16 protein-coding genes and 2 pseudogenes are annotated in these 17,560 nt (G+C 70.9%); 9 read left to right on the top strand and 9 right to left on the bottom strand.

What is annotated here, in order from left to right; translation table 11 throughout:
• Positions 1–152: 152 nt before the first annotated feature.
• From ACIBA9_RS16030 to ACIBA9_RS16020, 3 genes are read left to right on the top strand one after another with little or no spacing between them, the layout of a single operon-like run.
• Complete coding sequence (locus ACIBA9_RS16030) at positions 153–1,304, top strand: Gfo/Idh/MocA family protein (protein WP_399363353.1); 1,152 nt, start codon at positions 153–155, stop codon at positions 1,302–1,304.
• Complete coding sequence (locus tag ACIBA9_RS16025) at positions 1,301–2,452, top strand: dihydrodipicolinate synthase family protein (RefSeq protein ID WP_399363351.1); 1,152 nt, start codon at positions 1,301–1,303, stop codon at positions 2,450–2,452. The genes ACIBA9_RS16030 and ACIBA9_RS16025 overlap by 4 nt, the downstream gene beginning before the upstream one ends.
• Positions 2,449–3,276, top strand: a complete 828-nt coding sequence (locus ACIBA9_RS16020; RefSeq protein WP_399363349.1) for a sugar phosphate isomerase/epimerase family protein — start codon at positions 2,449–2,451, stop codon at positions 3,274–3,276. Before ACIBA9_RS16025 ends, ACIBA9_RS16020 begins: the two co-directional genes overlap by 4 nt.
• Positions 3,277–3,425: 149 nt before the next feature.
• On the opposite strand, the gene rbsD is transcribed toward ACIBA9_RS16020, so the two are convergent.
• The 8 genes and pseudogenes from rbsD to ACIBA9_RS15980 all read right to left on the bottom strand — a co-directional run bounded on the left by rbsD (position 3,426) and on the right by ACIBA9_RS15980 (position 11,134).
• The gene (gene rbsD, locus ACIBA9_RS16015) at positions 3,426–3,815 is read right to left on the bottom strand and encodes a D-ribose pyranase (protein WP_399363347.1); all 390 of its coding nucleotides are present in this window, start codon (positions 3,813–3,815) and stop codon (positions 3,426–3,428) included.
• Positions 3,812–4,714, bottom strand: coding sequence for a ribokinase (locus ACIBA9_RS16010; protein ID WP_399363345.1), 903 nt, complete (start codon positions 4,712–4,714; stop codon positions 3,812–3,814). Before ACIBA9_RS16010 ends, rbsD begins: the two co-directional genes overlap by 4 nt.
• An 84-nt stretch (positions 4,715–4,798) precedes the next feature.
• Complete coding sequence (locus tag ACIBA9_RS16005; protein ID WP_399363343.1) at positions 4,799–6,748, bottom strand: substrate-binding domain-containing protein; 1,950 nt, start codon at positions 6,746–6,748, stop codon at positions 4,799–4,801.
• On the bottom strand, positions 6,738–8,318 hold the full coding sequence (locus ACIBA9_RS16000; RefSeq protein ID WP_399363341.1) for a sugar ABC transporter ATP-binding protein: 1,581 nt from the start codon (positions 8,316–8,318) through the stop codon (positions 6,738–6,740). Before ACIBA9_RS16000 ends, ACIBA9_RS16005 begins: the two co-directional genes overlap by 11 nt.
• Complete coding sequence (locus ACIBA9_RS15995; protein ID WP_399363339.1) at positions 8,315–9,391, bottom strand: LacI family DNA-binding transcriptional regulator; 1,077 nt, start codon at positions 9,389–9,391, stop codon at positions 8,315–8,317. The genes ACIBA9_RS16000 and ACIBA9_RS15995 overlap by 4 nt, the downstream gene beginning before the upstream one ends.
• A gap of 264 nt (positions 9,392–9,655) precedes the next feature.
• Positions 9,656–10,084, bottom strand: a complete 429-nt coding sequence (locus ACIBA9_RS15990; protein WP_399363337.1) for a VOC family protein — start codon at positions 10,082–10,084, stop codon at positions 9,656–9,658.
• A 198-nt stretch (positions 10,085–10,282) separates the two neighbouring features.
• Positions 10,283–10,660, bottom strand: a pseudogene (locus ACIBA9_RS15985) (hypothetical protein); the annotation flags it as partial.
• 60 nt (positions 10,661–10,720) lie between these two features.
• Positions 10,721–11,134, bottom strand: a complete 414-nt coding sequence (locus ACIBA9_RS15980) for an ATP-binding protein (protein ID WP_399363335.1) — start codon at positions 11,132–11,134, stop codon at positions 10,721–10,723.
• Positions 11,135–11,345: 211 nt separating this feature from the next.
• On the opposite strand from ACIBA9_RS15980, the gene ACIBA9_RS15975 reads away from it, so the two are divergent.
• The 4 genes and pseudogenes from ACIBA9_RS15975 (at position 11,346) to ACIBA9_RS15960 (ending at position 12,848) form a co-directional block, all read left to right on the top strand.
• The gene (locus ACIBA9_RS15975) at positions 11,346–12,176 is read left to right on the top strand and encodes a helix-turn-helix domain-containing protein (RefSeq protein WP_399363333.1); all 831 of its coding nucleotides are present in this window, start codon (positions 11,346–11,348) and stop codon (positions 12,174–12,176) included.
• Between the two features lie 8 nt (positions 12,177–12,184).
• Positions 12,185–12,373, top strand: coding sequence for a DUF397 domain-containing protein (locus ACIBA9_RS15970; RefSeq protein ID WP_399363331.1), 189 nt, complete (start codon positions 12,185–12,187; stop codon positions 12,371–12,373).
• A 58-nt stretch (positions 12,374–12,431) separates the two neighbouring features.
• Positions 12,432–12,608 (top strand): annotated as a pseudogene (locus tag ACIBA9_RS15965) (DUF397 domain-containing protein); the annotation flags it as partial.
• A 45-nt stretch (positions 12,609–12,653) separates the two neighbouring features.
• Positions 12,654–12,848, top strand: a complete 195-nt coding sequence (locus ACIBA9_RS15960; RefSeq protein WP_399363329.1) for a DUF397 domain-containing protein — start codon at positions 12,654–12,656, stop codon at positions 12,846–12,848.
• Positions 12,849–12,852: 4 nt separating this feature from the next.
• Here ACIBA9_RS15960 and ACIBA9_RS15955 read toward each other — a convergent pair whose 3' ends face one another.
• On the bottom strand, positions 12,853–13,365 hold the full coding sequence (locus ACIBA9_RS15955) for a hypothetical protein (RefSeq protein ID WP_399363327.1): 513 nt from the start codon (positions 13,363–13,365) through the stop codon (positions 12,853–12,855).
• A gap of 53 nt (positions 13,366–13,418) precedes the next feature.
• Here ACIBA9_RS15955 and ACIBA9_RS15950 point away from each other — a divergent pair, with 53 nt between their 5' ends.
• Together ACIBA9_RS15950 and ACIBA9_RS15945 are read left to right on the top strand one after the other, a co-directional pair.
• A complete protein-coding gene (locus ACIBA9_RS15950; RefSeq protein WP_399363325.1) occupies positions 13,419–15,677 on the top strand; it encodes an ATP-dependent RecD-like DNA helicase in 2,259 nt (752 codons plus the stop codon).
• A 240-nt stretch (positions 15,678–15,917) separates the two neighbouring features.
• Positions 15,918–17,207, top strand: coding sequence for a citrate synthase (locus ACIBA9_RS15945; protein WP_393898523.1), 1,290 nt, complete (start codon positions 15,918–15,920; stop codon positions 17,205–17,207).
• The last annotated feature ends 353 nt before the right edge of the window (positions 17,208–17,560 follow it).

Below are 17,560 nucleotides of genomic sequence, written 5' to 3'. Positions count from 1 at the left end.
TCCCCCCGGACGACTCGAACAGGACACGGTCTTGTCCGGACCCCGGCCGGAGGACTACCTTCCGAGCCCCGGAAAGCGCTTTCTGGAAGCTTCCCGCAGGATGGACCCAGCCGTTGCCACGGGGCGCCCGGCGCGCCCGCGAAGGGACTGACGTGACACGCAAGACGGTGCGGATCGCGATGAACGGCGTGACCGGGCGCATGGGCTACCGCCAGCACCTCGTCCGCTCGATCCTCGCCCTGCGCGAGCAGGGCGGCCTCGACCTCGGCGACGGCACCGCGCTGTGGCCCGAACCGATCCTGCTCGGCCGCCGCGAGCACGCCCTCCGGCGGATCGCCGTACGGCACGGCCTGGAGCACGTCTCGACCGACCTCGACGCCGTCCTCGCCGACCCGACCGTCGACATCTACTTCGACGCCCAGATCACCTCCGCGCGCGAGGAGTCGCTCCGCAAGGCCATCGCGGCCGGCAAGCACGTCTACACCGAGAAGCCCACCGCGACGGGCTTCGAGGCCGCCCTCGAACTCGCCCGCCTCGCCGACGCCAAGGGCGTCAAACACGGCGTCGTCCAGGACAAGATCTTCCTGCCGGGCCTGCTGAAGCTGAAGCGGCTCGTCGACGGCGGCTTCTTCGGCCGCGTCCTGTCCGTGCGCGGCGAGTTCGGCTACTGGGTCTTCGAGGGCGACTGGCAGCCCGCCCAGCGCCCCTCCTGGAACTACCGCGCGCAGGACGGCGGCGGCATCGTCGTCGACATGTTCCCGCACTGGGAATACGTGCTGCACGAGCTGTTCGGCCGGGTCAGGTCCGTCCAGGCCCTGGCCACCACCCACATCCCGCAGCGCTGGGACGAACAGGGCAAGCCCTACGACGCCACCGCCGACGACGCCGCCTACGGCATCTTCGAACTCGAGGGCGGCGCGGTCGCCCAGATCAACTCCTCCTGGGCGGTCCGCGTGTACCGGGACGAACTCGTCGAGTTCCAGGTCGACGGCACCGAGGGATCGGCGGTCGCCGGTCTGAGGAACTGCCGCGCACAGCACCGGGGCACCACTCCCAAGCCCGTCTGGGACCCGGACGTCCCCGCCACCGAGGCCTTCCGCGACCAGTGGCAGGAGGTCCCCGACAACGCCGGGTTCGACAACGGGTTCAAAACCCAGTGGGAGCTCTTCCTCCGGCACGTCCACGCCGACGAGCCCTACCACTGGGACCTGCTCGCCGGCGCCCGAGGCGTGCAACTCGCCGAACTGGGCCTGAAATCCTCCGCCGAGGGCCGCCGCCTCGACGTGCCGGAGGCCTCCCTGTGACCCTCCGCCTCCCGTCCGCCGACGGCACCCTGCGGACCTACGAACCGCGCCCCGACCCCCTCGCCCCGGCCACCGGCGCGCCCCCCGCCTCCCGTACGGTCCTCGCCGCGGCCCATGTCGTCGCCGACCCGTTCGCGGACGTCTCGCCCGACGCTCCCGCGGCCGTCGACTGGGACGCCACCCTCGCCTTCCGCCGCCATCTGTGGTCCCACGGACTCGGCGTGGCGGAGGCGATGGACACCGCCCAGCGCGGGATGGGCCTGGACTGGGCGGGCGCGGCCGAGCTGATCCGCCGCTCGGCGGCGGAGGCCAGGGCGGTCGGCGGCCGGATCGTCTGCGGGGCCGGCACCGACCAGATCACCGGCGGCACCCTGCCCGAGATCCGCGCGGCCTACGAGGAACAGCTCGCGGTGACCGAGGCGGCGGGCGCCCGGGCGGTCCTGATGGCGTCCCGGGCGCTGGCCGCGGCCGCCCGCGGCCCCGAGGACTACCTGGAGCTGTACGGCCACCTCCTGCGCCAGTGCGCCGAGCCGGTGATCCTGCACTGGCTGGGCCCGATGTTCGACCCGGCCCTCACGGGCTACTGGGGCCACGCCGACCTCGACGCGGCCACGGAGGTCTTCCTGGAGGTCGTCGCCGCGCACCCGGACAAGGTCGACGGCGTCAAGATCTCCCTCCTCGACGCCCGGCGCGAGATCGGACTGCGCCGCGCGCTGCCCCGGGGCGTGCGCTGCTACACCGGAGACGACTTCCACTACCCCGAACTGATCGCCGGCGACGAGGTGGGCTTCAGCCACGCCCTGCTCGGCGTCTTCGACCCGCTCGGCCCCCTGGCGGCCCGGGCCGTGCGGACCCTGGACCGGGGGGACACGGCCGACTTCCGGGAACTGCTGGACCCGACGGTCGAGTTGTCCCGCCATCTCTTCCAGGCCCCGACCCGCTTCTACAAGACGGGCGTGGTCCTGCTCGCCTGGCTCGCCGGCCACCAGTCGCACTTCACGATGGTCGGCGGCCTGCAGTCGGCCCGTTCCCTGCCGCATCTCGCCCGTGCCTACGAACTCGCCGACGGACTCGGCCTGTTCCCGGACCCGAAGACGGCCGAGGAGCGGATGCGCAACCTGCTCGCCCTGTACGGAGTGGCCTCGTGACCGGCATCGAGCGCTTCAGCGTCAACCAGGCGACGGTCCGACAGCTGTCGCTGCCGGAACTGGCCAGGGGCTGCCGGGAACTGGGCATCTCGAACGTCGGCCTGTGGCGGGAGCCGGTGCGCGCGTACGGCCTGGCCAGGGCCGCCAAGCTGGTACGGGACGCGGGCCTGGCCGTGACGACCCTGTGCCGGGGCGGCTTTCTCACCGCGATCGACCCCGGCGAGCGGGCCGCCGCCCTGGCGGACAACCGCCGTGCCGTGGACGAGGCGGCGGCGCTCGGCACGGACACCCTGGTCCTGGTCTCCGGCGGTCTGCCGCCCGGCTCGAAGGACCTGCGGGCGGCCCGCGAACGCGTCGCCGACGCGCTGGCGGAGCTGGGCCCCTACGCCGAGGAGCACGGCGTCCGCCTCGCCATCGAGCCCCTGCACCCCATGTACGCCGCCGACCGCTGTGTGGTCTCCACCCTCGGCCAGGCCCTCGACCTCGCCGAGCGCTTCCCCGCGCACCAGGTCGGCGTGGCCGTCGACACCTATCACGTCTGGTGGGACGACGGGGCCCCCGCCCAGATCGCCCGCGCGGGCGAGGCCGGCCGCGTCCACACCTTCCAGCTCGCCGACTGGACCACCCCCCTGCCCGAGGGCGTCCTGAACGGCCGGGGCCAGATCGGCGACGGCGCCATCGACATGCGGGAGTGGAGGGGACACGTGGAGGCGGCCGGCTACACGGGACCGATCGAGGTCGAACTCTTCAATGAGGCGCTGTGGGCGCGCGACGGCCGGGAGGTGCTCGCGGAGACGGCCGAGCGGTTCCTGGCGCACGTGTGACGGGTTCTCCCGGGCCGTCGTTCCGGCCCGACCCCGGCCGACCCCGGCCCGAGCACGGCCGACCCCGGCCCGACCCCGGCCGACCCCGGCCCGAGCGCGGCCGACCCCGGCCGACCCCGGCCGACCCCGGCAGGATCCGGAAGGGGGCCCTAGAAGAACACCCCGCACCGCAGCAGGACGTTGGCGTACGGGCGGGCCTCCCCGGTGCGGACCACCAGACGGGCCCCGCCCGACAACTCCTTCAGGCGCTCGTGCGGCACCAGGGCCAGGTCGGGGAAGCGGCCCTCCAGCAGGGCGGCCGCCGCCGGATTGGCCGCCCGCACCTCCGCCGCCGCGGTGGCACCCTCCACCACCAGCTCGGCCAGCAGCCCGTCCAGCACCTCGGCGAAGGCGGGGACACCGGCGCGGAACGCGAGGTCCACCACCCGGGGGCCGTCCGGGATCGGCATGCCCGCGTCGCACACCAGCACCCTGTCCCCGTGCCCCAACTCCGCCAGAGCGCCCGCGAGATGGCGGTTGAGGATGCCCGCCTTCCTCACAGTGCCCCGACCTCTTCGGCCGTCGGGTATGACTCCTGCGCGCCCCGCTTCGTCACGGCCGCCGCGCCGACCCGGGCCGCGTAGGCCGCCGCGTCCGCCAGGGCGGCACCCGACCCCAGCTTCCAGGCCAGGGCGGCCGTGAAGGCGTCACCGGCACCGGTGGTGTCCACCGCGTCCACCTTCACCGACGGCACCCGGCGCGCACCGGAGCCGTCGCACACCAGCGCCCCCTCGGCGCCCAGCGTCACCACCACCGAACGCGGTCCCTCGGCCAGCAGCAGGTGGGCCCAGTCCTCGGGGTCCTCGCCGAGCCGGGCGTCGCCGAGGATCACCCGCGCCTCGTGTTCGTTGACGATCAGCGGATCGCAGGCGGCCAGCACCTCGGACGGCAACGGGCGCGGCGGTGAGGGATTGAGGACGAACCGGCTGCCGGGCGCCAGGTTCCGGACGACCTCCACGACCGTCTCCAGCGGGATCTCCAGCTGGGCCGAGACCACGGGGCAGCCGTGCACGAGGGGGGCCGCCGCCCGCACGTCCCGCGGCGCCAGCCGGCCGTTCGCGCCCGGCGACACCACGATGCTGTTGTCTCCGGAAGGATCGACGGTGATCAGCGCGACGCCCGTCGGCGCGCCGCCCACCAGCACCCCGGCCGTGTCCACCCCGGCCGCGCGCAGGGAGTCCAGCAGCAGCCGGCCGTGACCGTCGTCGCCGACCCGCCCGAGCAGCGCCGTGCGCGCCCCGAGCCGGGCGGCGGCGACCGCCTGGTTGGCTCCCTTGCCGCCCGGGTGCACGGCCAGGTCGCCGCCGAGCACCGTCTCGCCGGCGGCCGGCCGCCGCTCGACGTCGATCACCAGGTCGGCGTTGGCCGAACCCACGACCAGAAGGTCGTAGTCGTACATCAGTTGACTCCCCTGAAGAGATGACCTCGGGCGGGCGGCCGCCCCGGATCCGTGCCCGGTACGACCGCCCGCCCCGCGCCTTTGTCAGCCGCTGAAACCGGCCACGTTGTCCTTCGTGACCACCTTCACCGGCACCTTCACCGTCGGCTCCACCTTCTTGCCCTGGACCGCCCTCAGCGCGTTGTCCACGGCGATCCGGCCGAGCTGGGTCGGCTGCTGGGCGACCGACGCGTACAGCGTGCCGTCCTTGACCGCCTTCAGTCCGTCCGGGGTGCCGTCGAAGCCGACCACCTGGACCGACCGGCCGGCCTTGGAACCGAGCGCCTTGATGGCGCCGAGGGCCATCTCGTCGTTGGCGGCGACGACGCCCTGCACGTCGGGGTGGGCCTGGAGCAGGTTCGACATCACGTCGAGCCCCTTGGTGCGGTCGAAGTCGGCGGGCTGCTGCGCCAGCACCCGGATGCCGGGGTAGGCCTTCAGCCCCTTGGCGAAGCCGGCCGCCCGCTCCCGGGCCGCCGACGTGCCCGCCTGGCCCTGAAGGATCACGATCCTGCCCCGGCCGCCCAGCTTCTCGGCCATCGTCTTCGCCGCCAGCTCACCGCCGGCCACGTTGTCCGAGGCCACCAGGGTGTCCACGGAGGCGTTGTTGACGCCCCGGTCCACGGCGACGACCGGGATGTTCGCCTTGTCGGCGGCCTTGACCGAGTTGCTCGCCGCGTCGGAGTCCACCGGGTTGACGATGATCGCGCCCTGCCCGGCCGTGGTGAAGTTCTGCAACTGATTGGCCTGCTGGGAGGCGTCGTTCTGGGCGTCGGTGACGGTCAGGTCCACGCCCCGCTTCCTCGCCTCGGCCTGGGCGCCCGCCCGGATCTGCACGAAGAACGGGTTGTTCAGGGTGGACAGCGACAGGCCCATCTTCGGGGTCGCCGAGGACGAGGAGCCGTGCAGGAACGAGGTCGCGCCGACGATCGCCACCGTCACCACGGCCGCCAGCGCGTACGTCACCGCCTGCTTGCCCCTGTTCCCGCCGCCCGTCCCCGCGGCCACCGGCGTCGCCCCGGCCTTGCGGCGCACGGTGTCCAGCAGCACCGCCAGTGCGATGACGACACCGATCACGACCTGCTGCCAGAAGGCGGACACGTTGAGCAGGTTGAGGCCGTTGCGCAGCACCGCGAGGATCAGCGCGCCGATCAGCGTGCCCGAGGCCTTGCCGGTGCCACCGGCGAGCGAGGCGCCGCCGATGACGACGGCGGCGATGGCGTCCAGCTCGTAGCCGTCGGCGGCCTGCGGCTGCGCGGAGGACAGCCGGGAGGCCAGCACTATGCCCGCCACGGCGGCGAACAGCCCGGACAGCGCGTAGATCGCGAGCTTCTGCTTCGTCACCCGCAGGCCCGACAGCCGCGCGGCCTCCTCGTTGCCGCCGATCGCGTACATGGAACGGCCGATGTACGTCCGGCCGAGCACGAACGCCGCGATCAGGCCCATCGCCACCATGACCAGCACCGGTACCGGCAGCCAGTTGCCGAGCGTGTCCCCGAGGTGCGAGACCGAGGCCGGGAAGGGGATCGGGACGCCACCGGAGATCACCAGGGACAGACCGCGCGCCACCGACAGCATCGCCAGCGTCGCGATGAACGGCGGCAACTTGCCGTAGGCGATGAGGAAACCGTTCACCAGACCGGCCGCGACACCCGTGGCGACGGCCAGCACGAGCGCCAGGAACACCGGCACGCCGTGGTTCGTGGCACTCCAGGCCAGCACGGTCGCCGACAGCGCCGCCACCGAGCCGACCGACAGGTCGATGCCCGCCGCGACGATCACGAACGTGACACCGAAGGCGAGGATCGCCGTCACGGCGGCCTGGACACCGATGTTGAGCAGGTTGTCCGTCGTCAGGAAGTCGCCGGACAGCGCCGACAGGGCGATGACCAGGACGATCAGCGCGGTCAGCGCGCCGTTGTCGAGCAGCAGCCGGCGCAGGCCGCCCGGGGCGCCACTCGCGCCCGTCGTGCTCTTGAGCGTGTCAGTGGCCACGGGGGCCCTCCTTGCCGTGGGTCGAGGTGGTGTCGGGACCGGCGTCACCGCCGGTCGGAGCCGTGCCGGGGTTCCGGCCGGTCGGGGCCGAGACGGCGAGGGCCATCACGGCGTCCTGGGTGGCCTCGTCGGCCGTGAGCTCACCCGCGATCCGGCCCTGGGCCATCACCAGCACCCGGTCGCTCATGCCGAGCACCTCCGGCAGATCGCTGGAGATCATCAGCACGGCGGCCCCGGCGGCCGTGAGTTCGTTGACGAGCTGGTAGATCTCGACCTTGGCACCGACGTCGATACCGCGCGTCGGCTCGTCGAGGATCAGCACCTTGGTGTCGGCCAGCAGCCACTTGCCGATCACGACCTTCTGCTGGTTGCCGCCGGACAGGGTCCGCACGTGCTGGCCGAGGCCCGCCATCCGCACGCCGAGCTGCCCGGCGATCCGCTCGGCCGCCACATGCTGCGCCTTGCGGTCGACCAGCCCGGCCCGGGTCGCGGCCCGCATGGTCACCAGACCCAGGTTCTCCTCCACGGAGGCGTCCAGCACCAGCCCCTGGCCCTTGCGGTCCTCCGGTACGAGACCGATCCCGGCGGCCATCGCCGCGTTCACGTCGTGCCGCCTGAGCCCCGCGCCGGACACCTTCACGCTGCCCTTGTCGTAGGGATCCGCGCCGAACACGGCCCGCACGACCTCCGTGCGTCCGGCGCCCACCAGCCCCGCGACACCGACCACCTCCCCGGCGTGCACCTGGAAGCTCACGTCGTGGAAGACACCGTCACGGGTCAGCCCCTCGACGCTGAGCAGGGCGGCGCCCCGCTCGGGCCGCTCGCGCGGGTACTGCTGCTCGATGGAGCGCCCCACCATCAGCCGGACCAGCTCGTCCTCGGGCGTGCCGGCGGGCACCTGACCGACGCTCCGGCCGTCCCGGATCACGGTGACCCGGTCGCCGAGGGCGGCGATCTCCTCCAGATGGTGCGTGATGAAGACGATCCCCACCCCGTCCGCGCGCAGCGAGCGCACGATGGCGAAGAGCTTCTCCACCTCCTCCGAGGTGAGCACGGCGGTCGGCTCGTCCATGATGAGCACGCGCGCGTCCAGGCTGAGCGCCTTGGCGATCTCGACCATCTGCAGCCGCGCGATGCCCAGTTCCCGCACCCGCGCGCGGGGCGAGACCCTCACGCCCACGCGGGCGAGGAGCACCTCGGCGTCGGCCTCCATGCGCTTGCGGTCGATCATCCCGAAGCGGCGCGGCTGCCGGCCCAGGAAGATGTTCTCGGCGACCGTCAGATCGGGGACGAGGTTGAACTCCTGATAGATGGTGGCGATCCCGAGTCGCTCGGCGTCCTGCGCGCCGTGGATGCGCACTTCCTCGCCGCCGGCGAGGATCCGCCCGGAATCGGGGGTGTAGGCGCCGGAGAGCATCTTGATGAGCGTGCTCTTGCCCGCGCCGTTCTCACCGAGCAGCACATGGACCTCGCCGCGACGCAGATCGAAGTCGACGCCGTCGAGCGCCACCACGCCGGGGAAGGTCTTGCGGATGCCCTCGATGCGCAGCAGTTCGTCCGCGCTGCTCACGACGTGCTCCTCTGCACTGACGTGCTCCTTTGCACTGGGGAGGGGGACTGCGCGGCGGGGGTCCGCGCAGGGGGCCGGGCGGGCGGCTCGCCGCACGAGCGGCGCGCGACGAGCCGGGCGGGCAGGGTGACGGATCGCGGGGTCCGCCCCTCGATCCGGTCGACCAGGGCCCGTACGGCGGCCCGGCCCAGCTCATCCGTGGGCTGGGCGATCGCGGTGACCGGCGGGTCGGTGTGCACGAACCACGGGATGTCGTCGAACGCGGCGAGCGCGAGGTCGTCCGGCACCCGCAGCCCGCGCGCGCGGACGGCGTCCAGGGCGCCGAGGGCCATGAGGTTGTCGGCCGCGAAGACGACCTCGGGCGGCCGGGGCAGATCGAGGAAGCCCTCGGTGACCCGCCGCCCGCTCTCGGCCTGGAAGTCGCCCTGGCCTATGTAGGCGTCCGGGAGGGGGATCCCGTACTCCGCCATGGCCTCCCGGAACGCCTCCACGCGCTCGCTGCCGGTCGTGGTGGCCGCGGGACCGGCGATGATCGCGAGCCGGCGGTGGCCGAGCCCGTACAGATGCGCCACCAGATCCCGTACGGCCGCCCGCCCGTCGGCGCGCACCACCGGCACGTCGACGCCCGGGATCCACCGGTCCACGAACACCATCGGGGTGCCCGCCCGGACGGCGTCCAGCATCAGCGGCGAGCCGCCGTCGGTGGGGGAGACGAGGAGTCCGTCGATGCGCCGGTCCAGCAGGTTCCGCACGTGGTGGTCCTGTAGGTCGGGCCGCTCGTCGGCGTTGCCGATGATCACGCTGTAGCCGCGGGCACGGGCCTCCTCCTCGACGGAGCGGGCCAGCAGGGTGAAGTACGGGTTCAGCACGTCGCTGATGACCAGGCCGAGGGTGTGGGTCTGGTCGGTGCGCAGGGAGCGGGCGACCGCGTTGGGCCGGTACCCCAGCGCCGCCACGGCGGCCAGGACGCGCGAACGAGCGTCCGCGCTGACGGACGGGTGCTGGTTCAGCACCCGCGACACCGTGGCGACGGAGACCCCCGCCGCGGCGGCGACATCCTTGATGCTCGCCATCGCCGGCCCACCTCCTTGTGGAACGTGACGCATGGAATCGATTACATCGACCTGTGCATGGGATTGGAATCGATTACACGAGGGTGGCGCAACCCCTCGCGCACATCCCGAAACCGGATCGTGACCTGGAGGCGGTGATCATCGGGACCGGTGCGACGCGGCCCTGACCCGAGTGACCGGCGGGGGCACGCGGCGCTCGCGCCCCCGGCCCGGCCGCGAGGCCTGGCCGGGGGCGGGTGGGTCGTGGCACCGGCCCCGAAGGTCCTAGGGGCGAATGTAGGGCCGGGTCATGATCTCCATGTTGTGGCCGTCGGGATCGACGAAGTAGGCGCCCCGGCCGCCGAACAGGTCGTTGGTGCGGCCGGGTTCGGTGTGCCGGGGATCGGCGTAGTAGACGGTCCCGACAGCTTCGAGGCGGGCGATCGCGGAGTCGAAGCGTTCCTCGGGCACGAGGAACGCGTAGTGCTGTGACTGGATCGGCTCGTCGCGATTCTCGTAGTAGTCGAGCGTCACGCCGTTGCCGAGGTCGACGGGGAGGAACGGCCCGAAGGGAGCGCCGACCTCCAGACCGAGGACCGCGGCCAGGAACTCGGCGGAGAGGTGCCGGTCCCTGGCGTAGACGGCGGTGTGATCCAACCGGACGGGCGTCGCCGGCGTCGTGGCTTCCTGCGGGTACCGCTGTTCGTTCGGCATGTGTGGCATGTCTTTCGGGTCTTGGATCCGCTGGGGAGCGCGCCCTGTGCGGGCGCCAGGCAGGAAAGACTCGGAAGAGGGGCGGGGCTCTTGCCCGCCTCGCGCTCACGCCGAGGCCGGGAACCTCACTCGTGCATGGCCCATGGCCGACCCGGCAGTCACCCGTCAGACTCTAGTGCCGTTTCGACGACCACGCGATCACTCGTCGGCGAACAAGTCCGTTGCGTCGGTGGCGTGTACGGCTCGCTGGGCCCACGTTTCCAGCCGGCCGAGGTCGGTGCAGGCTTCGACGCGTTCGCGGACGGTGTCGGGGACGGGGATGCGCCGCCATTCGAGGATGCGGAGCGTCATCTCCTGGCGGTCCTGGATACGGCCTTGCTCCAGGCCCTGCTCCAGGCCCTGCTCCAGGCCTTGTTCGCGGCCTTCTTCGCGTACTTGTTCGGCCAGTGGGTGGCGCCAGAAGTACTGGATGGCTGTCATCAGGTCCCTCCACATCTGTTTCGCCTGGGGGTCGGCCAGGCAGGAGTCGACGAACTGCACGAAGACGGCGGCGCTGTCGGGGTCGATCTCGGTGAGGCCCACGTTCAGGGCGGCGATCTCGCGGGGTTCTCCTTTCCGTACGACGTGATCAACGAGCTAGGCGGCGGCGAGTTCGCACCACACGTACTTGCCCCGGTCGCCGAACCGGGCCGAGGGCTGCCAGCCCCAGTAGTCGGCGTACGCCCGTACGAGGGCCAGGCCCCGGCCGTCCTCCTCCAGCCCGGGAATCAGGTCCACCGGTCGGGGAGGAGGCGGCGGGGCGGGGTCGGTGTCCCACGCCCCGATCCACACCACGCCCTCCGGGGTACGGCGCACCCGCAGCGCCGCCGGGCCCTTGGTGTGCCGTACGGCGTTCGAGACCAGCTCCGTCGCCAGTAACTCGGCGGTGTCCACCAGGCCGATCAGACCGTGCAGCGTCAGGATCAGGCGCAGGGTGCGGCGGCACACCGTCACGGCTCTGGCGTCGTTGGGGATGTAGAGGGTGTAGTCCCAGGGCTCGGTTCCGGGCATGCGTCATCAACTCCGCTCGGCGTAAGGGGTGTTGGTGCGCGGTGGCATGCCGCAGCCGTCGCGGCAGGACGGAGCGGTGCACTTCCGCAGCGTGTGCGGTACGTCACCGACGGTAGATCTAAATATAGAGATGCCGCAAGCTGATCGCGTAATCTGCCCCTCGAACGAGTCGCGCCCATGGGCGCGTTGAGTCAAGAGGCGGTCGAGGGATTTGAGGCGCGAACCAACAGCACGTCAGCTGCGACTGGCTACCGAGCTGCGCAGGCTTCGTGAAGCGGCGGGCCTCACCGGCCGTCAGGCAGCAGCGCTGCTTGGAGTGAGTCCCACCCATATCACCCACATCGAGTCCGCCCTCGCGGGCGTGAGCGAACAGAGACTTCGCCGCCTGGCGTCTCATTACGCCTGTACGGACGAGGAGTTCATCGACTCACTGGTGTCCATGGCGACGGACCGGACACGCGGCTGGTGGGAGGAGTACCGGGGCTTGCTGCCCACTTCGTTCCTGGACCTTGCCGAACTGGAACACCACGCCACGTTTTTGCATGAGGTGGCGATCCTGTACGTACCGGGGTTGCTGCAGACCGAGGACTACGCCCGCGCGGTCTTTTCGTCCAGGGTGCCGCAACTGGCTAGCGAGGAGCTTGAGTTGCGTGTGCAGCATCGCATGCGGCGGCAGCGCATCACGATCCCGTACGACCTGGTGATCCACGAGGCGGCTCTCCGCATCCGGGTCAGTGACCGGGCGGCCTCCCGGGCTCAACTCGCCAAGCTCCTGAACCGTTCCGAGGCGGATCACATCAGCGTGCGTGTGATCCCCTTCGACCTGGACGGCTTCGCCAGCGCCGCTAGCGCCATGACCCACGTGGGCGGCCCGGTCCCTGGGTTGGACACGGTGGTACGTGACGTACCCCATGGTTCGGCCTTCATCGACTCGGTGGCGCAACTGGGTGCCTTTCGAACGCGCTTCCGTAAAGTGGAGGACGTGGCGCTCGATGCGGAGCAGTCGCGTGACTTCATCAACGGGCTGGCGAAGGAGCTGTGAGGCACGCTATGGGCACTTGGCGGAAGTCGTCGTACTCGGGCCCGGACGACGGCAACAACTGCGTCGAGATCGCCTCTCACCCCACCCGCATAGCCGTCCGCGATTCGAAGGACCGGGCCCGAGCCACCCTCACCTTCCCCGCCCCCGCTTTCGCCGCCTTCCTCGATGCCCTCAAGACGGACCCTCACCGCTCCTGAGGATTCCACCGACCGACCGAGAGGCTGTGAGGCAGACGTGACCACTCACGACACCTAGCGGAAGTCGTCGTACTCGGGCCCGGGCGACGGCAACGAGTGCGTCGAGATCGCCTCCCACTCCACCCGCGTAGCCGTCCGCGATTCGAAGGACCCGGCCCGAGCCACCCTCACCTTCGCCGCCCCCGTTTTCGCCGCCTTCCTCGATGCCCTCAAGACGGACCCTCACCGCTCCTGAGGATTCCACCGACCGACCGAGAGGCTGTGAGGCTGTGAGGCCGACGTGACCACTCACGACACCTGGCGCAAGTCGTCGTACTCCGGTGAGGGTGACGGCAACAACTGCGTCGAGATCGCCCCCCACCCCACCCGCATAGCCGTCCGTGATTCGAAGGACCCGGCCCGAGCCGCCCTCACCTTCCCCGCCCCGGTCTTCCTCGTCTTCCTCGATGCCCTCAAGAAGGGTTCGCGCTCCTGAAGGCTCAGGGCCAGAACGCCACGGCGAGGGCGATCAGCGTGCCCAGGGCTATGGCGGCGCAGACGATGCCGATGCCGAGGGCGATCTTCATGGACAGGGGCTTCCGTTCGCGCCAGCCCAGTTCACGGGCCGCGCGCCGGATCAGGCGGTGGCCCTCGGCGGAGGAGAAGGAGTACTGCGGGGTGCCGTCCAGGCTCCAGGATCTGATGACGTACACGCTCCGGCCGGTGGACACCGCCGCGCCCAGACGCACCCCGCCCGGGCCCGCCTCGTACTCGACCCTCCGGACGACGTCGGTGATCGTGAAGGTCTTCTCGCGGGGGTGCAACGCGACACGGTAGGTGTGCACCTGCCGGAGCCGTTGCCGGGTCAACAGCTCACGCCACTGTGGGGCGTTGACGTCCACGGTCAGCTCGACGCCCCACTCCGTCCGGCGCACGCGGTAGGGCATGTCCGTGGCGGCGGCCTCGACGCGGGCGCGGAACTCCTCGACGGCCTGTACGACGTTGGCGGTCACGGGCAAGGACGGTAGCAGTGCCCTCTGTCATACCCCACCGGTACCGTCGGGGCATGGCTGAGCAGGCGGGGAACCCCATGGCCGAGCGGCGGCTCGCCGTACTCGAAGGCGTGCTGGAGCGGATCACGTACGCCAACGAGGAGAACGGCTACACGGTCGCCCGGGTCGACACCGGAAGAGGCGCCGCCGACCTCCTCACGGTGGTCGGTGCGCTGCTCGGCGCCCAGGTGGGGGAGTCGCTGCGGATGGAGGGCCGCTGGGGGTCGCATCCGCAGTACGGCAAGCAGTTCCATGTGGAGAACTACACGACCGTGCTCCCCGCGACCGTCCAGGGCATCCGCCGGTATCTCGGCTCCGGGCTGGTCAAGGGCATCGGGCCCGTGTTCGCCGACCGGATCACACAGCACTTCGGGCTGGACACGCTCCAGGTCATCGAGGAGGAGCCCAAGCGGCTGATCGAGGTGCCCGGCCTCGGCCCGAAGCGGACCAGGAAGATCGCCGACGCCTGGGAGGAACAGAAGGCGATCAAGGAGGTCATGCTCTTCCTCCAGAGCGTCGAGGTGTCGACGTCCATCGCCGTGCGGATCTACAAGAAGTACGGCGACGCCTCGATCTCCGTCGTCAGGAACCAGCCCTACCGGCTCGCCTCCGACGTCTGGGGCATCGGCTTCCTCACCGCCGACAAGATCGCCCAGTCCGTCGGCATCCCGCACGACAGCCCGGACAGGGTCAAGGCCGGCCTGCAGTACGCGCTGTCCCAGTCCGCCGACCAGGGACACTGCTATCTGCCCCAGGAGCGGCTGATCGCCGACGCCGTCAAGCTCCTCCAGGTCGACACCGGGCTCGTCATCGAGTGTCTGGCGCAGCTGGCGGAGCCGGCGGAGGACGGCGCGGAGCCGGGAGTCGTGCGGGAGCGGGTGCCCGGCCCGGAAGGGGACGCCGAACAGCCCGTCTCAGCCGTCTACCTGGTGCCTTTCCACCGCGCCGAGCTGTCCCTGTCCTCCCGGTTGCTGCGGCTCCTGCGCACCGACCAGGACCGGATGCCGGGTTTCCGGGGGGTGGACTGGGCGAAGGCGCTGGGCTGGTTGAAGGGTCGTACGGGAGCCGACCTCGCCCCCGAGCAGGAGGCCGCCGTCAAGCTCGCGCTGACCGAGAAGGTCGCGGTGCTGACCGGTGGACCCGGGTGCGGCAAGTCCTTCACGGTCCGCTCGATCGTGGAGCTGGCCCGCGCCAGACGCGCCAAGGTGCTGCTCGCCGCCCCGACCGGCCGCGCGGCCAAGCGGCTGGCGGAGCTGACCGGCGCCGAGGCCTCCACCGTCCACCGGCTGTTGGAGCTGAAGCCCGGCGGTGACGCGGCCTACGACCACGAGCGTCCGCTCGACGCCGATCTGGTGGTCGTGGACGAGGCGTCGATGCTGGACCTGCTGCTCGCCAACAAACTGGTGAAGGCCGTGCCGCCGGGGGCGCACCTGTTGTTCGTGGGGGACGTCGACCAGCTGCCGAGCGTGGGCGCGGGGGAGGTGCTGAGGGACCTGCTGGCCGACGGCGGCCCCGTCCCGGCCGTCCGTCTCACCCGCGTCTTCCGGCAGGCCCAGCAGTCGGGCGTCGTCACCAACGCGCACCGGATCAACGCCGGACAGCATCCGCTGACCGACGGCCTGAAGGACTTCTTCCTGTTCGTCGAGGACGACACCGAGGAGGCCGGGCGGCTCACCGTGGACGTGGCCGCCCGGCGGATCCCGGCCCGGTTCGGGCTCGACCCGCGGCGGGACGTGCAGGTGCTCGCGCCGATGCACCGGGGACCGGCCGGCGCCGGCAACCTCAACGGACTGCTCCAGCAGGCCATCACGCCCGGCCGGCCGGACCTGCCGGAGAAGCGGTTCGGCGGCCGGATCTTCCGCGTCGGGGACAAGGTCACCCAGATCCGTAACAACTACGAAAAAGGGGAGAACGGTGTCTTCAACGGCACCGTGGGCGTGGTCACCGCCCTCGATCCGGTCGACCAGCGGCTGACCGTGCTGACGGACGAGGACGAGGAGATTCCGTACGAATTCGACGAACTGGACGAACTGGCGCACGCGTACGCCGTCACCATCCATCGTTCCCAGGGGAGTGAATATCCCGCCGTGGTGATTCCCGTCACCACGGGAGCATGGATGATGCTCCAGCGGAACCTGCTGTACACGGCCGTGACACGGGCGAAGCGACTCGTCGTCCTCGTCGGTTCACGCAAGGCGATCGGGCAGGCGGTGCGCACGGTGTCCGCCGGACGGCGTTGCACGGCCCTGGACTTCCGGCTCGGGGGCCGCTGACCAGGCCTCCGGCCGGGAAGGCGACCCGCGTCACAAAAAATGATCGATCAAACGAGTCGCAAAGGTCACAGAGCACTTCCCGTCACCGTGCGGAGGGGGCAGGATGAGCAGGTTGGCGGCACTGAGTGCCGCCAATAGGCCTAATGGTCGACCCCGAGTGCACTCTCCTGAGCCAAATGGGGGATGGTAGAGACAGTCAGGGCACCTCGAAGATGAGGCACTACGTCGGTGAGGGAAGACGTGAGCGACAACTCTGTAGTACTGCGGTACGGCGACGGCGAGTACACCTACCCGGTGGTCGACAGCACCGTCGGCGACAAGGGCTTCGACATCGGGAAGCTCCGCGCCCAGACCGGTCTGGTGACGCTGGACAGCGGCTACGGCAACACGGCCGCCTATAAATCCGCCGTCACCTACCTCGACGGCGAGGCGGGCATCCTCCGCTACCGCGGCTACCCCATCGAGCAGCTGGCCGAGCGCTCCACCTTCCTTGAGGTGGCGTACCTGCTGATCAACGGCGAGCTGCCCACCGTCGACGAGCTCTCCACGTTCAAGAACGAGATCACGCGGCACACCCTGCTGCACGAGGACGTCAAGAACTTCTACCGCGGCTTCCCGCGCGACGCCCACCCGATGGCCATGCTGTCCTCGGTCGTCTCGGCGCTGTCCACCTTCTACCAGGACAGCCACAACCCGTTCGACGAGAAGCAGCGCGACCTCTCCACGATCCGGCTGCTCGCCAAGCTTCCGACGATCGCGGCGTACGCGTACAAGAAGTCGATCGGTCACCCGTTCGTCTACCCGCGCAACGACCTCGGCTACGTCGAGAACTTCCTGCGCATGACCTTCTCGGTCCCGGCGGACGAGTACGAGCTGGACCCGGTCGTGGTCTCCGCGCTCGACAAGCTGCTCATCCTGCACGCCGACCACGAGCAGAACTGCTCGACCTCCACGGTCCGCCTGGTCGGCTCCTCGCAGGCGAACATGTTCGCGTCGATCTCGGCCGGCATCAACGCGCTGTGGGGCCCGCTGCACGGCGGCGCCAACCAGTCGGTGCTGGAGATGCTGGAGGGCATCCGCGACTCCGGCAGCGACGTCGACACCTTCATCCGCAAGGTGAAGAACAAGGAGGACGGCGTCCGCCTGATGGGCTTCGGCCACCGGGTCTACAAGAACTTCGACCCCCGTGCCAAGATCATCAAGGCCGCCGCGCACGACGTGCTGTCCGCGCTGGGCAAGTCGGACGAGCTGCTCGACATCGCCCTGAAGCTGGAGGAGCACGCGCTCTCCGACGACTACTTCGTCGAGCGCAAGCTCTACCCCAACGTCGACTTCTACACCGGTCTGATCTACCGGGCCATGGGCTTCCCGACCGAGATGTTCACGGTCCTGTTCGCCCTCGGCCGGCTGCCGGGCTGGATCGCCCAGTGGACCGAGATGATCAAGGAGCCGGGATCCCGCATCGGCCGCCCGCGCCAGATCTACACGGGCGTCGTCGAGCGCGACTTCGTGCCGGTCGAGGCGCGCTGAGGCCGCTGACCGCGAGGGCCTGCCCGTCGGGTGGGCCCTGAACCGGCAGCGCGCGAGGCGCGGCGAGCCGGAGAAGAGAGTGCGAGCAGGCGGAAGGCGCCCTGGATCGCCGGTCCCCCCACGGGCCGACGACCAGGGCGCCTTCCCATGTCCCGGTGCGGATTCCCCCCACGGGATCCGGCCGGGCGCTCGGAGAGGACAGCGCCTGAAATCGCTGTCTTCGAGCGCGACGGGCACAACCCGTCGCGCTCCAGTGATGCGGTGCGACCTGCCGGGACAACGCACGCTGGGAGGGCCGCTCAAAGCTCCCCGGTGTACGTGCCCCGGCAACGCATCTCTGAGGAAGTCCCCCA

This window comes from Streptomyces sp. NPDC051452, assembly GCF_044454765.1.
Lineage (GTDB): Bacteria > Actinomycetota > Actinomycetes > Streptomycetales > Streptomycetaceae > Streptomyces.
The sequence above is the reverse complement of the archived record's forward strand: the minus strand, read 5'-3'. Positions and strand labels throughout refer to the sequence as shown.

Bases quoted from the DNA above. Each gene is read 5' to 3' on its own strand.
- ACIBA9_RS15990 (WP_399363337.1), bottom strand. From the start codon at position 10,084: ATGCCGAACGAACAGCGGTACCCGCAGGAAGCCACGACGCCGGCGACG.
- ACIBA9_RS15950 (WP_399363325.1), top strand. From the start codon at position 13,419: ATGGCTGAGCAGGCGGGGAACCCCATGGCCGAGCGGCGGCTCGCCGTA.
- ACIBA9_RS16010 (WP_399363345.1), bottom strand. From the start codon at position 4,714: ATGTACGACTACGACCTTCTGGTCGTGGGTTCGGCCAACGCCGACCTG.
- ACIBA9_RS15970 (WP_399363331.1), top strand. From the start codon at position 12,185: ATGGGCACTTGGCGGAAGTCGTCGTACTCGGGCCCGGACGACGGCAAC.
- ACIBA9_RS15995 (WP_399363339.1), bottom strand. From the start codon at position 9,391: ATGGCGAGCATCAAGGATGTCGCCGCCGCGGCGGGGGTCTCCGTCGCC.
- ACIBA9_RS15980 (WP_399363335.1), bottom strand. From the start codon at position 11,134: ATGCCCGGAACCGAGCCCTGGGACTACACCCTCTACATCCCCAACGAC.